Genomic DNA, 15,030 nt, shown 5'->3' on the forward strand with positions numbered 1-15,030 from the left:
CGGCCGAGCGCCTCAGCGCAAGGTCTCGACGTATTTCTCGTGGAAGCTGACATAGCCGGGTTCGACGACTTTGAGATGGCGCTCGATCAGCTGGTGGAAGGCCGGCAGCTGATGGAAGGGCACGCCGGGATAGGCGTGGTGCTCGGCGTGATACGGCATGTTCCAGGCGACTTTGCGCACCAGCCAGTTGGTCAGCGTGGTGCGGGTGTTTTCCAGCATGTTGGCGACAAGCGGGCAGCGGCCATGCTCGGCCAGCAGATAGAGCCTGAGGAAGGGCTGGCCGAGCAGCGCCGGCACGATCCAGACATAGAGCAGTACACTTGCCTCGAACCACAGGGCTAGCGCGGCGACCACGACATAGAAAGCGATCATGGCGCGGGCTTCAGTGCGCACCTTGGGCAGGCCTTTCGGCGGCACGTAGCTGTCGTGGCAGCCGCCAATCGCGTTGGTGTAGAGTGTCTGCAAATGCCCCCACCACACCGGCAGGCCCGAGACGTGGACGATGTATTGCCGCATCGTCTCCGGTTTCGGGAAGGCGAGTTCCGGATCGTTCTCGGGATCCTGGGTGAAACGGTGATGGGCGAAGTGGAAATAGCGAAACCAGTCGGCGGGCAGCGCGATCGCCAGGCTGCAGACCCTTGCGGCGGCATCGTTGAGCCACTGCGTCTCGAACGCCGTCCTGTGCACCGTCTCATGCAGCAGCGTGAACAGGAAGACGATAAGAATGCCTTGCGGCAACATCAACAGCGGCCAGTACGACACCTTGGCCGCAATCAGCCCGCCGATAGCCACAATCGCGCCGAGATGGAAGGCGAGTTGGACCAGACCCGGCCCGTCCGACTTGCCGGTCAGGCGGCTGCGCTGCTCATTGGTCAGGAACGCGATGACGTCGCGATGGTCTCTGGGTTCAAACTGGGCCGATACGGTCATGGCGCCAAGCTACTCGAATAAGAAAGCTTTCAAAAGACGAGGATTTCTGCGACACAGATAAGCTGACCTTACCTATCGGATCACCCAATGACCGCGCTTCCTTCCCTGAGAGGACTTCAAGCCTTCGAGGCGGCGGCGCGCTCGGGGAGTTTCGCCGCAGCGGCGGATGAGCTCTCGATCTCGGCGGCTGCGGTCAGCCAGCTCATTCGCACCGTCGAGGAGCAGATGGGTCGAAAACTGTTCCATCGCGTCAACCGCCGCGTGGTGCTGACGGAAGCCGGCGTCGAGATGCTGCCCCGGCTGACCCTGGCTTTTCGGGAGATCGGCAGCATCGCGCGTGGCAGCGATGCCTTCCGCCCGCGGCTTGTCGTATCGGTGCCGCCGTCCATGGCGATGGGCTGGCTTTCCGAACGCCTCGCCGGCTTTGTCGCCAGCCGCGGCGCCGTCGACATATCCCTGCGCGGCGATGACGATCCGGTGCCGTTCGACCGCGAACTGATCGACATCCGGCTGTCCTTCGGCCCGCACTATCGTGAACACCCGAGCGAGGAGATCGTCAGGGACGCCGTCTACCCCGTCTGCGCGCCAGAACTCACCGCCAAAACCGACAGCCTCGCCGGCCTGCCACTGATTCACACCGACTGGGGACCGACCGGCGCGTCGTTTCCGTCTTGGCGCACCTGGTTCGAGGCGGCGGGCATAGAACCCGGCCGCGCAGTGCAGCGCGGCCTGTCGGCGAACTCGTCGCGGGCAGCGCTCGACCTTGCCATTTCAGGGCTGGGCGTGGCGCTGGCGCAAGGCATTTATTGCGCCGGGGCGCTGGAAGAGGGCCGTTTGGTCCGGGCTAATGCCCTATCGATCGCGCTGCGTCAGCCATATTGCCTGACGATCCCGGAACGCAGTGCAAGGCGCGACCTGGTGGCGGCGTTTCGCAATTGGCTGATTGAGGAATGCCGGCGGTCGGTGGGTTCGCCGGTGCTCGGCTGATGGACCGAACTGCTCAGAGATGGCCGGCCAGTGCGGCGACCATGTCCTTGTTCGTCGCCACGGGAATGATCTCGAACTCCACCAGGTCAGACCATTCGATGACCCAGCGCTGCAGCAGCGTGACGTCATCGGCTTCGACCAAAAGGAAGCAGCGGCTCATATCAGCCGCGATCCAGGAGTGGTGCACGACAAGCGCGTCCGGCTTCAATCGGCCGCGCTCGCCGAAACGGCGGTAGATCTCCTTGCGGTCGCAGCCGGTGAAATCCTCGATGACGATGAACTGCATTTTTCCCCCTCGGTTGAATTACCGCCCGGGACGGCAAACTAACGCCCGGGACGGTCCAGCCGCTCCAGGAACCATTGCGTCAGCCGCACCCAGACTTCGTCCTTTTCGCCGGAATCCTCCCAGCCATGGTCGAGGTTCGGGTTGTCGTTGACCTCGATGACGAAGACGCCATCCTTGGTTTCCTTGAGATCGACGCCGTAAAGCCCGTCGCCGATGCAGCGCGCCGCCTTCACCGCGGTGTCGACGACATGCGGCGGCGTCTCTTTCAGCGTGAAGGTCTTGATACCGCCCTGGTCGGGCTTGCCGCTGGCCTTGTGGTTGACGATCTGCCAGTGTTTTTTCGCCATCAGATAATGCACGGCAAACAGCGGCTGCCCGCCGAGCACGCCGACGCGCCAGTCATATTCGGTCGGGATGAATTTCTGCGCGATCAGGAGATCGGAATCCTCCAGCCACTCGGTGGCGAGCGTCTTCAGTTCTTCGAAGTTGCCGCATTTCTTGACGCCGCGCGAGAACGATGAATCCGGGATCTTCAGCACCAGCGGAAAGCCCAGCGTCTGCGCCGCCAGTTCGAGGTCCGAGGTGCCGGCTATCATCACCGTCGGCGGCACCGGCACCTTGTTGTAGGCCATCAGTTCGTTGAGATAGACCTTGTTGGTGCAGCGGATCATCGACAGCGGGTCGTCGATCACCGGCATGCCTTCCTGCTGGGCGCGGCGCGCGAAGCGGTAGGTGTGGTTTGAGATCGAGGTGGTCTCGCGGATGAACAGCGCGTCGTAATTGGCGAGCTTGGCCAGGTCCTTCCTGGTGATCGGCTCGATTTCGACGCCCATCTTTTCGGCGATCTTGGCCCAGTAACGCAGCGAGGAAATCTCCGACGGCGGCAGTTCCTCATGCGGATCGACCAGCGTGGCGAAGGTGTAGCGTGCCGGCGTGCGGCCCTTGGTGTCGCGCCACTCGCGGTTGGTGTACGTCTCGAGCGCCTGCACGAAGAGGGCTTCTTCCTCCTCGGCCATCCTGGCCAGCGGCAGGAAGCCTATCTTGCGGATCGAAGCCCATTCGGCGCTGTCCTTGATGTGAACCTCAAGCGCCGGAGCGCGGAACCAGTCGAACAACAGCTTGGCGAAGCGGTCCCAGACCTTCGACGGTCCGATGCCGAAGAAGATGCAGATTTTTTGCGGGAAAACGCCTCCGAGATCCTTGCGGCATTTGTTGAGCGCCAGCTCCAGTTCCGGCAGCGCGTGCTCGTAGAGCTTGCGCTCGGACAGGTCGATCATCGTCTCGACCGTCGGGATGACCTTGTGGCCGCGCGAACCGGCGAGCAGAGAGGCATAATAGCCGCGGCTCTGGTAGGCGTAATTGTTCGACAGGTTGATGACCTTCGGCTGCTGGCCGCGAAACAGCGCCGGATGCGCAAGATAGTCACGGTTGGTGATGATCTTGTGCGGCGTCGCCGCCGGGTCGAGATCGTTCTGACGGCCGGTGAGGATGACCCAGGTCATTGTTATCAGCGTTTCCCAAGAGTGATGGCAGCACGCAGTCCGTCGCGGCCGAATTGCGCCATGTTCATGAAGATGCCGTGCGGCACGGGAATGTTGGCGGCATCGAGGATGGTCTCCTGTCTTTCGTCCTCGACCCAGGGATCGTGGATCAGGATGTGGTCGCCATCGTCGCCGATAGCCAGCACCCAATGCGGCACCTTCTTGCCGAACATCAGGAAGCCGCTGATCAGCACCAGCACCAGTTTTCCCTGAGCCAGGGCGCCGCGGATATCATCGATGGTGAACGGACGGTAATTCACCGGGATGCCGTAAAGTTCCGCGCGGCGGCGAAAGTCCACCTGGGCAAGTTCCATCACCCGGCGCTTGTCGTCGCTGCGCACCGATTGCAAGAACAGCGCGCCATAGAAGGACACGAAGATTTCCGCCGCAAGCCCGCTTTCGTAGCCGGAAACCGCAAGGCCGAAGGGCTCGCAGCCGCCCGGGCCGGACATCATGAACACGGTCGTTGCCTCGCGCCATAGGCGGATTTCCATGACCGGATCGGGCACGAAGCCGGAATCGAAATTGGCCATCGCCATCATCAGGCAGCATGGACCGCAGGTGAACTCGCAGGTCTGCTGGTAGAACGGGACTTTGGTGGCGACCGGAATATCGCCGCGCAAGGTCTTTTCGTAGCGCAGCGCGGTGGCGCCATCCTCGTAATAGTGAGGCTCGCGACCGATCTTGCGGTAGCCGCTCTGCTCATAGATGCCAATGGCGCGAAGATTGTCCTCGCGCACTTCGAGACGCAACATCATGCGGTCGTGCTCGAAGGCAGCTTCTTCGGCCGCTGCAAGCAGCATGCGGCCAATGCCGCGGCCGCTGAAAAACGGGCTGGTGGCAAGCGAATAGAGCCGGGCGACGCCGCTGCCCTTGCGAAACAGCACGATGGCGTAGCCGGCGACACGACCATCGCTTTCGGCGACCAGCATCTCGGCTGTCTCGCGTTCGATCAACAAGCGGAAGGAGCGCCGGGAAATGCGGTCACTGGAAAAGACCGCCTTCTCGATGGCGGCGAGGTCATCGACGTCGGACGCGCGGGCCTTGCGAATCTCGGCAGGCATGCGGGTTTGGAAAACCTCGATTGGGTGGAGGAAAAGGCCGCGGTCAAAAACGTCGCAAACATCAGCCGAAACGCCGATATCCATCAAGCGCTATCGCACTTCGAATAGGGCCGAATTGTGACACTTTCTACCCAGGCGCATTCCCGAATCGGAATGCGCTTAACTGGCGATACCCGACAGAAGCTGACCGTAGGCGCGCTTGGCGACCGCAGCCAGCTGCTCTCGCGGCAGCGAGCCGACGACGGCGCAGGCATAGCCCTTGTCCAGCCAGTAGACCGCCTCGGGACCGTCGGCGTCGGCCATGTAGGTGCCCTTGGACTTGGCTGAGGAATCAGCGGTAACGAACAAGGAGATGCGCTGACCCTTGGCGTCTTCGTAAAGCAGCATCGCTGCCTTGCCCTGGCCGGCGGGTAGCAGCCGGCCGCCAACCAGCTGGAAGCCTTCCGCCACCAGATCCGGCGCCACCAGTTTCAGGCCGACGCGGTTGGACAGCCAGGTCTGCAGGTGATCCTTGTCGCTTGCCGGCACTTCCACCGCATGGCGCTGTTCGGCGGCATAGATGACATGGGCGGCGATCGCCTCTTCGGCCAGTTGGTCATCGGCGCCATCTTCCCTGCCGATGCCGTCGATGCCGGCAAAATAGCCGCCAAGACCGCCGATGACGAGCACTGCGGCCGCCGCGGCCGCAAGCCACCAGCGCGACTGCCGCGCCGCCGCTTTGGTCGCGCCTTCACCGCTAACGATCTGCTTGAACAGCACCGGCACGGGCTCGTCGAGCACACCGGCAAAGGCGGCGCGCAACGCGGCGCGGTCGGCGGTGTAGCGGGCGCTTTTCGCCTTCATTTCGGGATTGGCGTCGATCCAGGCGTCGTAGGCGGCGCGCTCGTCGCCCGGCAGCTCGCCGTCGAGAGCCATGTGGATATCGCGTTCGGAAAAATCGCGGCGGGTCATTTCTCGACGATCCTTATCGAGCGGCGGCGCGCCGTGTCATCGAGCAGGCTGCGCAGCTCCTCGCGTCCGCGCGCTATGCGCGACATCAGCGTGCCGGCGGGCACGCCGAGAATGTTGGCGGCTTCGGCATAGGAAAACCCTTCGATGGCGACCATGACGAGGGCGGCGCGGCGGTCGGGGCTGATCGCCTGCAATGCGTCGATGATCTCGCGCGAGGCGGCGTTCTCGGCCTGCTCGGCGGGGACTGTCTGCGCCTCGTTTGCGTCGAGCGGCAGGATCGCCGCCTCACCGCGCCGGTTCACCTTGCGCATCTGATCGATGAACAAATGATGCATGATCGTAAACAGCCACCTCCGGGGGCTTTCTCCCGTCTGCCAGCTTTCAAGCCGCAAGAGCGCTCGTTCGAGGCAATCCTGGACGAGATCGTCAGCGGATTCGCGGTCGCGCAGAAGCGAGCGTGCGTAGCGGCGCAGGCGCGGTATTTCGCCAAGGATTGCTGCCTTCTTTTCGTCCATGACCGCTGGTTCTGAGGTCGCCCTTGTTTAACCCGATTGAACGCGCCTTCCCGGCGCGGCGCAAGCGGCCAGCGCGAAGCGGTCTGCCGCCCCGGTCACCCAAGCAGTGAGATAACGAGTTGATCGGCTAAATTATTCCCCGCAATCAACAAAAGGGCCGAATTATCCTAAATCGGTCAGTGCGAAATCATGGCCTTTGTACAGCAGTGGAAGATCGCGGCTTTTCGCGCAGGCGTAAGCAAAACAGTCCCCGAGATTCAGATCCGCCTTGTGGCCAACGGCTTTGCCGTAACGGGCGCTCGCGTCAATGGCCCGAGAGCCGATGTTGTCGTCAATGGCCAGACTCTCTCCCATGATCTCCACAATGAACTCATCGATCAGATCGCGGGCATGGAGAAGGGCTTCAGCGCTGGGTCTGCGCGGGCCGGCGCCGGCCCTTGCCAATGCCTGTGTTGCTTCGAAGTGAAACAACGGAGAAACCCAGACCTGCCCGGAAAAACCGGATAGCTGCTTCAGCAATTCCTCCCACCCAGGTTCCTGGTTGAGAATGGCGACGATCACCGACGCGTCGACAAACATCAGTCTTCCCACAGCTCGTCGGTGAACTTCTTCATATCGAAGTCGGGATTGGGCAGGCCAAGCTTCCTGGCCCTGTCCTGAAGACTGGCGATCCGATCGCGCAGCGGCACCTTCGCTCGATTGCGCTCAAGTTCGTGCACGAGCGCGACCCTCACCGCCTCCGTTTTGCTCGGAGCGTTCGTCTCGCGTTGCAATCTGCTGGCCAGCGCATCCACTTCGTCGTCGCGGATATAGAGCGGCATTGAATATCCTCCGTTGGATATTCATTTATTCCACCTCGTATATCACTTCAAGTTGCAGCGTTGGCCTCCCTCGCCGCCCGCGTCAGCAGCCGCTGGTAGAACAGGCCGATGCCGATCAGCACGGCGCCAAGACCGATGAACGACAGCGCCCTGAGCACGCCTTCCAGTTCCGACATGTCGAACAGGAAGACTTTTACCACGGCAATCGCGATCAGCGCCGCCGAGGCAATGCGCAGCACCTGCGACTTCAGCCAGACGCCGGCGGTCAGCAGCACGACGCCGATGATCAGCCAGAGCGCCGAATAGGTGTAGGTCTCAAGCTGCCCGAGGCCGCTCCACAGGCCGATGAACTCGCCCTTGAACACGCGCCTGACCGACAGTGTGGCGTAGGCGAAGACAAGCAATGCCGCCACCACCGCCAGCATCTGCGCATACCATGGCGGCCGCTTGTCCCTGGCATAGAGCGCCAGCCCGCCGGCGGCTATGGCCGGCAACAGGTAAGCCAGGAACAAGAGGTTGAACACCGGGATCTGGCCGGTCGACTCGTCGGTGAACAGCGGATTGAGCACCAGGAAATGCTGGAGGACGATGAAGGCGACCGAGAGCACGCCGGCGGCCATCGAGCCGTAGCGCAGCACAGAGCTTGGCGAGCGCATGTCGATTGCCAACAGTATTGCGCCGGCGCCGATGGCGATCAGCGTATAGATCGCCTGTTCGGCGAGCGTCACCGGGCCGGTGTCGATGACGCCACCATGCATGGCGTGGCGCACCAGCATGGCAACGGTGAGCAGCGCAAACAGGGCTGCACCCGCCTCCATCGCTAGGCGCGGCCGGCCATTGCCAGTTGTTGGTAGTGCGGGGGTGGTACGCGCGAGTTGCCAGGCGGCAAAGCCGAAGGCTAGCGCCGGTACGCCGTATCCCGGCAGCAGCCAGTTGAACACCGGCGTCGTCGTCAGGAACTCGGCGCCGACGATGGTCGGATCGAAGGCGACGCGGCCGAGCACGGCGACGACCGCGCCGACCGAAATCCAGCCCAGCACGGGATAAGAACGCCAACGCGTCGCCAGCGCCGGCACGATGGCGGCAACGCCGGCAAGCAACGTGGTCCAGCCGGAACCGAAGGCCATGTGCAGCATCAGGAGCCCGGCCAGAGCCGAGCCGCAAAGCGCGAAGGAGACGGCGACGTCGCCCTTGAGCGGCGGCTGTTCGGCGCGCGCAATCCATTCGCCGCCGGCGGCGAAGACGACGACCAGAAGGGCAGCTATCGCTGCGTAGACAAGGTCGCGGTCGAGATTGCCGTAGGCGAGCCACAGCGTCAGCAGAATAAGCAGCGGCGCAGCGACGCCCCATGCCGCCCAGCATGCCGCGCGGACCCGTGCTGAGGCGGCGAAGCGGCGTGCGGCCCAGAAGCCGGCGCCGATGAAGACCAGGCCGAGGCCAATGCCGATGCGCAGCGTCAACGGATTTCCGGCCGCCACCGGCATGCCGTCAAAGCCGATATTCCCCTGGGTTATGTCGGAGCCGATGGTGGTGGGCGGAATGATGCCGAGATGGATCATCACGCTCACCACGCCGGCGGCATGCAGCAGCGGCAGCGCGCGCGGCCGGTAGAGTGCGGTGGCGACAAGGGCGACGAGGACGAAGGCGCCCGGCAAGGCGCCACCGGCGGCGACCAGCGTCGTGTCGACCGACAGGCCCAGCGCTGAAAACGCAACGAAAACGCCAGGCACGATCGAGGGCCAGTCGAAGCCCGCCTTTGCAGGTTCCGCTTCGCCGCCACGACTGCCCAGCCAAATAAAGGCAAGCACCGCCAGCGTCACCGCGTCGATGAACAGGATGACGGCAAGGTCGGCGACGAGCGTACTCATCATGTAGGCGATGGTCCAGGCGCCGGTGCCGAAGAAGGCGGCCGCAATCAGGAATTTCCAGTCGCGTATGCGGGAGATCACGGCTGTGGCGGCAAGCACGATCGCCAGGTAGACGAACAGCGCCCATGGGTTGGGCGCCTGCGAGGACACAAGCGCCGGCGTCGCCATCGAGCCGACAAGGCCGATGCCGGCCAGGGCCTGACCATGGACGAGAGCGGCGACAATGGTCGCTACGCCGATGGCGCCGAGCACGGTGAAGGCGAAGGCCGGGCCGACGAAACCGTAAATGGCGTGCGCGGCATAGACCGCACCGAACAGGATGAAGGCGCCGGCAGCCGTCAGGATCGCCGGAATATAGGCGCCTGCAGCCCCTTGCACCGGCACCTTGAAGCCGGTGCGGCGGATGAACTCGCTGCCGCCGATCAGCACCAGGCCGAGCAGCGCCGCCAGGGACAGCCGCACTTCGGGGCCGAAAATGCCGGCCTCGATGGTGTAGCGGATCAGGAACAGGCCGCCCAAAGCCAATGCGACGCCGCCGACCCAGACCGCCCATCGTGTGCCAAGCGCGGTTTCGACCTCGGACTGGCGGGCTCCCTTCGCCGTGGCGGCAGGCGCGGATCCGGTGAATGCCGCCTTGGCCGCGGCTGACAGTTCTGGCACGGCCACGCTGGTGGCCGCTTCGGCCTCGGCGGCCGGTGCCTGGGCATGTGCCGCGTCGGCTGTTGTTGGCGAAGCTATGTCGGCAACTGGTGCGCTAGCGTGAGCGGCATCCGCCGGTGCGCTTGCAGCCTGCTCGGCCGGTTTGGCAACGGGCGGTGTCGCATGCACGCCGGACAGAACCAGGCTGCGCAGCGCTCCGAGCTCGCGCTCGATCAGACTGACGCGGCCCTGCTGGCGCAAGACGAGGACAAAAAGCACGATAACGACGACGGCGCCAATCAGGCTTTCAAACATGGCGGTTCCCCCAAACCAGGCCAGTTTTCACTGACAATTGCGGCGGCCACACGGCCACCCCAGACGGCTATTCAAGTCACGCCACCGCAATGGTGGCCGAAAAGAAGTTATCGAGCATGTTTCGTCGGCAAATTCCAGCGGCCTACGGTCTTTATCCTCACCCATCATCTGAGATAGCCAGGAATGGCATGCCGCCGCCACTTGCCCAGGAGCCATGCTATCCTCGGATGAACTACGAGGAAATCGAATGCCGAAACGAAGTGCAGGGCTGCTGATCCACCGGACAAGGGTCGGCATTCTCGAATTTCTGCTCGTCCATCCCGGCGGCCCGTTCTGGGCAAGGAAGGATGAAGGCGCTTGGTCGATCCCCAAGGGCCTCGTCGAGGACAATGAAGATGAGTTGGCCGCCGCCCGGCGCGAGGCTGGGGAAGAACTCGGAGTCAGCATCGATGGCGATTTCGAACCTGTCGGCAGCTATCGGCAAGCCGGCGGCAAGATTGTCATCGCCTGGAGCGTCGAAGCCGATTTCGATCCCGATGCCGTTAAAAGCAACATGTTCACGATCGAATGGCCGCCCAGGTCAGGCGTGACGAAGGAATTTCCCGAAATCGACAGGGCCGGCTGGTTTTCCTTCGCCGAGGCCAGCCTCAAGATCCTCGGCGGTCAGCGCGCCATCCTCGATGATTTCATGGAGCATCGCAAAGCCGGCTGAGGCTCTTGCCCTACGAGTACCCCCACCCTAACCCTCCCCACAAGGGGGAGGGAATGCTGCCGCATGCAGCTTTTGGTGTGAACCTGGACGGTTTGCGGAGGTCAGCACCCACCGAGTCTCCCTCCCCTTTCTGGCGCAGCGTCTGCCGTAGTGGCGGCATTGCCGCCCGAATGATGCTTGCGCAAGGCGGCGAGGAAGCCGGCACGGGCATCGGGCTGTTCAATGCCGCGCGGCTCGTAGACATGGCGAGTGAAAAAGAAACCGGTCAGATGGAAGGCGTCCTCGAGTGCCGCGTGGTCGGCCCGCAAGCCGGAGCCGCGCTGCAGGAAGGCCGGCAGCGCCAGCATCTTGTCGCGCCACGGCGCACCGGCGGCTCGCGACACCGCACGGCCGGATTTCGGCGAGACATAGGCCAGATCCTGCCTGGCGCCGGTCGCCGCGCACTGGCTGAGATCGAGGCCGAAGCCGAGTTCGTCGAGGATGAGCAGTTCGAAGCGCGCCACCAGTTCGCCGGCGGCATCCGAATCGTCCAGATGGGCGATCATCACGGCAAGCGTCTCATACAGGCCGCCATGGGCGTCGCGCTCGGGCAGGAGTCTGAGATGCGCGGCCATGGTCTGCAGGCCGTAGACGGCGACAGCGCTGTCCATCAACCGGGCGGCATTCATCTCGATCGCCTCGGCCTGGAAGGTGCCGAGATGCTCGTCTAGGCGGGCTCGCCACAACAGGTCGACCCGGTTGCCGGGCTGCAGCACCGGCTGCTGCTTGCGCGAGCGCCCGCCGCGCACCAGGCCGAGATGGCGGCCATGCGCACGCGTCATTACCTCGAGAATGGCGCTGGTTTCGCCATGCTTGCGGGTGCCGAGTATGATTCCCTCGTCGCGCCATTCCATGGCAGGAGCTTGTCACCGGTTGCGTGGCGAAATCAAGATTTTGGCGCGCCGCGTGCGATCTGTGCTGACATTGGATCCCCACACATCGTCGAAAGGCTCTGATCATGCGAATTTCCGGTGATCGGCCAGAACGTCGTCGATGACGCGGCGCGATCGTTCCGCCTCGGCCTGGTTGGCGTCGTGTCCGGCAACGGTGATCAGCGCTTTCCACAGCGTCCAGCCGCGGCCGCGCGCCCAGGTCGCTTCATCGACGTCGATGGCAGCCCGGAACGACTCCCGGCTCTCGCCCTGGAAGAATGTCCAGGCGATCGCCAGGTCGCAAGAGGGATCGCCGATGCCTGAGGTGCCGAAGTCGATGATGGCGCTCAAACGGCCGTTTTGGACCAGAAGGTTGCCCCAGGCGACGTCGCCGTGAAACCAGACGGGCGACCCTTGCCAGGTGGCGGCAAGGGCCGCATCCCAGACAGCGGTAGCCGCCTGGGTGTCGATCTGCCCCTCCAGCGCCTGGAGTGCTTCCCTTGTCTGGTTGTCATACACGCTCGGCGATCCGCCGCGGAAGAAATTGTGCTGGCCCGCGGGCGGCCCGCGCGCCGGATCGATCCGCCGGAGCGCAATGAGGAACTTGGCCAGATCGACCGCGAACTGTGGGCGATCGGCGATTTCGGCGGTCTTGGCTGTTTCGCCGTCGATCCAGCGGTAGACGGACCATTGCCAGGGGTAGTCCTCCCCAGGCTCGCCCATCGCCAGTGGAACCGGGATCGGCAGCGGCAGAAGCGGCGCCAGCCTGGGCAGCCAGCGGTGCTCTTTTCGACCTGCAAGGCATATGGTGCGGCACTCGGCAGCCGCACAGTCATATCATTGCCGAGGTGGAAGGTTCGGTTGTCCCAGCCGCCAAACGCCACCGGCCTCACCGGCAGATGCCGCCATTGCGGAAATTGCGCGGCGATCAACCGGCGCACGAGATCGGTATCGATGGTCGGTTTTGGATCAGGCATGTCATCGTCTCAAACTGCCGGGCGGCATTTCCAGACGATGAAGCTCAATGGGGAAACTCAAGCCCCATCTCGCGGTAGCGCTCGGGGTCGTCGCCCCAGTTTTCACGCACTTTGACAAACAAGAACAGGTGCACTTTCTGCTCGAGAATGCCGGCTATTTCCATGCGCGCCGACTGGCCGATGGCACGGATCGTCTCGCCCTTGTGGCCGAGCACGATCTTCTTCTGGCTGTCGCGCTCGACATAGATGGTCTGGTCGATGCGTACCGAGCCATCCGGTTTCTCTTCCCATTTCTCGGTCTCGATATGCGAGGAATAGGGCAACTCCTGATGCAGCCGCAGATACAGTTTCTCGCGGGTGATCTCGGCCGCCAGCTGGCGCATCGGCAGGTCCGAGATCTGGTCTTCCGGATAGTACCAGGGGCCGACCGGCAGCGCTTGCGCGAGATAGTCGAGCAAATCCTTGCAGCCGGAGCCGGTCAGCGCCGAGACCATGAAGGTGCGCTTGAACGGCACCTTTTCGTTTGCTGCCGCGGCCAGGGCCAGCAGCGCCTCGTGCTTGACCCGATCGACCTTGTTGAGGATCAGCACCATCGGTTGGCGGACGTCCTTCAGCCGCTCGAGGATGGCGTCGGCGTCGCCCCTGATGCCGCGCTCGGCATCGATCAGCAGCAGCACGATATCGGCGTCCTTGGCGCCACCCCAGGCGGTGGTCACCATCGCGGTGTCGAGCCGGCGCTTCGGCTTGAAGATGCCGGGCGTGTCGACAAAGACGATCTGCGCGTTGTCATGCGTGGCGATGCCGCGCACGATGGCGCGGGTGGTCTGCACCTTGTGAGTGACGATCGACACCTTGGCGCCGACCAATTGGTTGACCAGCGTCGACTTGCCGGCATTGGGCGCCCCGATCAGGGCAACGAAACCGGAATGCGTGGCCTCCGCTGCCGGAGGGAGATCTTCGCTGCCGGTCACGCCGCACTCCCTTGGTTGGCCCAGATGCCCTCGCGCATAAGAAACGCCGATGCCGCCGCTTCTTCGGCTGCGCGGCGAGAGCCGCCCGTGCCGCTTGCCGGCGCAAAACCGCCGACCTTCACGGACACCGTGAAAACCGGTTGATGTTCAGGTCCTTCGCGTTTCTCGATCGCGTATTCGGGCCTGACATCGCTGGTCTTGGCGATCCATTCCTGCAGGTCGGATTTCGGATTGGGCGGCTTGGCCACCACCTTTTGCGAGCGCGGCTCCCAGTAGCGCAGGACGAATTGCCTTGCGGCATCGAGGCCGCCGTCGATATAGACCGCCGCGATCAGCGCCTCGACCGCATCCGCCAGATAGTTTCCGCCCGAGCCGCGCGAGCGCGCCTTCAAGGCAGCGTCGGCCCGAACCAGATCTTCGAGCTGCATTTCAATGCCGATCTCGGAGCATGTCCGCGCATCGACCAGGGCATTGAAGCGCGGGGCGATTTCACCTTCCGGCGCCTCAGGAAACTTTTCGAAAAGCAGGTCGGCAACGATCAGGCCGAGCACGCGGTCGCCAAGGAATTCGAGGCGCTGGTTGTTGCTGCTTGCCTTGACCGCGCTGGAATGAGTCAGCGCGGTCTCGAGCAAACGGACGTCCCGGAAGGAATGGCCGGTTTTGGCTGTCACCAAATCGGCCAGAGTCTCACCCGTCGGGCGCTTCAAAGCCATCAATTTACGAAATGGAACAGGCGCGACAGGCGCACGAGCGACGGCCATTTCCAGATCTCGAGGGGGCTCGCCTTCCCGGCGATCGAGAAGAAGACGATGTTGGCGCGGCCGACAAGGTTCTCCGCCGGCACGTAGCCGACGCTGAGGCGGCTGTCGGAGGAATTGTCGCGGTTGTCGCCCATCATGAAATAGTTGCCGGGGGGCACGACGAACTCGCGGGTGTTGTCGGTGATCGAATTCGGTGTCAGGTCGAGCGTGTCGTAGCTGACGCCGTTGGGCAGGGTCTCGCGATAGACGTCGACCGGCTCAGGCACTTCCGTGATATCAAGATTTTGGATCTGGCCGGTTTTCACACGAGGCACGCCCTGGCCGTTGATGAACAATTGGCCGTCCTTCATCTGGATCTTGTCCCCCGGCAGGCCGACGACGCGCTTGATGTAGTCGAGCGACGGATCCGGCGGGAACTTGAAGACCACCACGTCGCCGCGCTTCGGATCGGAACCCCAGATGCGGCCGGAAAAGATGTCGGGGCCGAATGGCAGCGAATAACGCGAGAAGCCGTAGGACCATTTAGTGACGAACAGATAGTCGCCTTCGAGCAAGGTCGGCCGCATAGAGCCGGACGGGATCGAGAAGGGCTGGAACAGCAACGTGCGGATGACCATGGCCAGCAGCAAAGCCTGGATGATGACGCTGACGATTTCGCCAAGCCCGCCGGATTTCTTCTCGGATTTTTCAGCCACGCTCATGTCGTCCTCGATTGTGCGTTGGATGGTATAGAGTCTCGGCGCGCGCTGGGCAACGTCAAGTCGGCGTTAGATAGCGGTCG

15 protein-coding genes and 1 pseudogene are annotated in these 15,030 nt (G+C 63.4%); 2 read left to right on the forward strand and 14 right to left on the reverse strand.

What is annotated here, in order from left to right; all coding sequences use genetic code 11:
• Positions 1–12 precede the first annotated feature (12 nt).
• Positions 13–930, reverse strand: a complete 918-nt coding sequence (locus NKH22_RS13660; protein WP_023692868.1) for a fatty acid desaturase family protein — start codon at positions 928–930, stop codon at positions 13–15.
• A gap of 87 nt (positions 931–1,017) precedes the next feature.
• Here NKH22_RS13660 and NKH22_RS13665 point away from each other — a divergent pair, with 87 nt between their 5' ends.
• On the forward strand, positions 1,018–1,917 hold the full coding sequence (locus NKH22_RS13665; protein ID WP_023692867.1) for a LysR substrate-binding domain-containing protein: 900 nt from the start codon (positions 1,018–1,020) through the stop codon (positions 1,915–1,917).
• Between the two features lie 13 nt (positions 1,918–1,930).
• On the opposite strand, the gene NKH22_RS13670 is transcribed toward NKH22_RS13665, so the two are convergent.
• The 8 genes from NKH22_RS13670 to NKH22_RS13705 all read right to left on the reverse strand — a co-directional run bounded on the left by NKH22_RS13670 (position 1,931) and on the right by NKH22_RS13705 (position 9,917).
• On the reverse strand, positions 1,931–2,203 hold the full coding sequence (locus tag NKH22_RS13670) for a DUF3303 domain-containing protein (protein WP_023670254.1): 273 nt from the start codon (positions 2,201–2,203) through the stop codon (positions 1,931–1,933).
• Between the two features lie 38 nt (positions 2,204–2,241).
• Entirely contained in the window at positions 2,242–3,705 is a 1,464-nt protein-coding gene (locus NKH22_RS13675; RefSeq protein ID WP_023692866.1) for a RimK family ATP-grasp domain-containing protein, read from the reverse strand.
• Between the two features lie 5 nt (positions 3,706–3,710).
• Positions 3,711–4,808, reverse strand: coding sequence for a peptidase C39 family protein (locus NKH22_RS13680; protein WP_023692865.1), 1,098 nt, complete (start codon positions 4,806–4,808; stop codon positions 3,711–3,713).
• Positions 4,809–4,967: 159 nt separating this feature from the next.
• The gene (locus tag NKH22_RS13685) at positions 4,968–5,759 is read right to left on the reverse strand and encodes an anti-sigma factor family protein (protein WP_023692863.1); all 792 of its coding nucleotides are present in this window, start codon (positions 5,757–5,759) and stop codon (positions 4,968–4,970) included.
• A complete protein-coding gene (locus NKH22_RS13690; protein ID WP_023692862.1) occupies positions 5,756–6,274 on the reverse strand; it encodes an RNA polymerase sigma factor in 519 nt (172 codons plus the stop codon). The genes NKH22_RS13685 and NKH22_RS13690 overlap by 4 nt, the downstream gene beginning before the upstream one ends.
• Positions 6,275–6,436: 162 nt before the next feature.
• The gene (locus NKH22_RS13695; RefSeq protein WP_352909847.1) at positions 6,437–6,853 is read right to left on the reverse strand and encodes a type II toxin-antitoxin system VapC family toxin; all 417 of its coding nucleotides are present in this window, start codon (positions 6,851–6,853) and stop codon (positions 6,437–6,439) included.
• Positions 6,853–7,095 carry a type II toxin-antitoxin system VapB family antitoxin gene (locus tag NKH22_RS13700; protein WP_023687289.1) on the reverse strand — a complete coding sequence of 81 codons (243 nt, stop codon included), beginning with the start codon at positions 7,093–7,095 and terminating at the stop codon, positions 6,853–6,855. Before NKH22_RS13700 ends, NKH22_RS13695 begins: the two co-directional genes overlap by 1 nt.
• Positions 7,096–7,142: 47 nt before the next feature.
• Positions 7,143–9,917: a DUF2339 domain-containing protein gene (locus tag NKH22_RS13705; RefSeq protein WP_023692860.1), complete on the reverse strand. Its 2,775-nt coding sequence runs from the start codon at positions 9,915–9,917 to the stop codon at positions 7,143–7,145.
• Between the two features lie 247 nt (positions 9,918–10,164).
• Between NKH22_RS13705 and NKH22_RS13710 the strand changes: the two genes are divergently transcribed.
• Positions 10,165–10,629: an NUDIX hydrolase gene (locus NKH22_RS13710; protein ID WP_023692859.1), complete on the forward strand. Its 465-nt coding sequence runs from the start codon at positions 10,165–10,167 to the stop codon at positions 10,627–10,629.
• Between the two features lie 101 nt (positions 10,630–10,730).
• On the opposite strand, the gene recO is transcribed toward NKH22_RS13710, so the two are convergent.
• The 5 genes and pseudogenes from recO to lepB form a co-directional block, all read right to left on the reverse strand.
• Positions 10,731–11,522, reverse strand: coding sequence for a DNA repair protein RecO (recO, locus tag NKH22_RS13715; protein WP_023692858.1), 792 nt, complete (start codon positions 11,520–11,522; stop codon positions 10,731–10,733).
• 102 nt (positions 11,523–11,624) lie between these two features.
• A pseudogene (locus NKH22_RS13720) lies at positions 11,625–12,517 on the reverse strand (aminoglycoside phosphotransferase family protein).
• 44 nt (positions 12,518–12,561) lie between these two features.
• A complete protein-coding gene (era, locus tag NKH22_RS13725) occupies positions 12,562–13,488 on the reverse strand; it encodes a GTPase Era (RefSeq protein ID WP_023670243.1) in 927 nt (308 codons plus the stop codon).
• Positions 13,485–14,201: a ribonuclease III gene (gene rnc / locus NKH22_RS13730; RefSeq protein WP_023692856.1), complete on the reverse strand. Its 717-nt coding sequence runs from the start codon at positions 14,199–14,201 to the stop codon at positions 13,485–13,487. Before rnc ends, era begins: the two co-directional genes overlap by 4 nt.
• A complete protein-coding gene (lepB, locus tag NKH22_RS13735) occupies positions 14,201–14,950 on the reverse strand; it encodes a signal peptidase I (protein WP_023822742.1) in 750 nt (249 codons plus the stop codon). Before lepB ends, rnc begins: the two co-directional genes overlap by 1 nt.
• Positions 14,951–15,030 lie beyond the last annotated feature (80 nt).

It is taken from the genome of Mesorhizobium sp. M1252 (genome assembly GCF_040318265.1).
GTDB lineage: Bacteria > Pseudomonadota > Alphaproteobacteria > Rhizobiales > Rhizobiaceae > Mesorhizobium.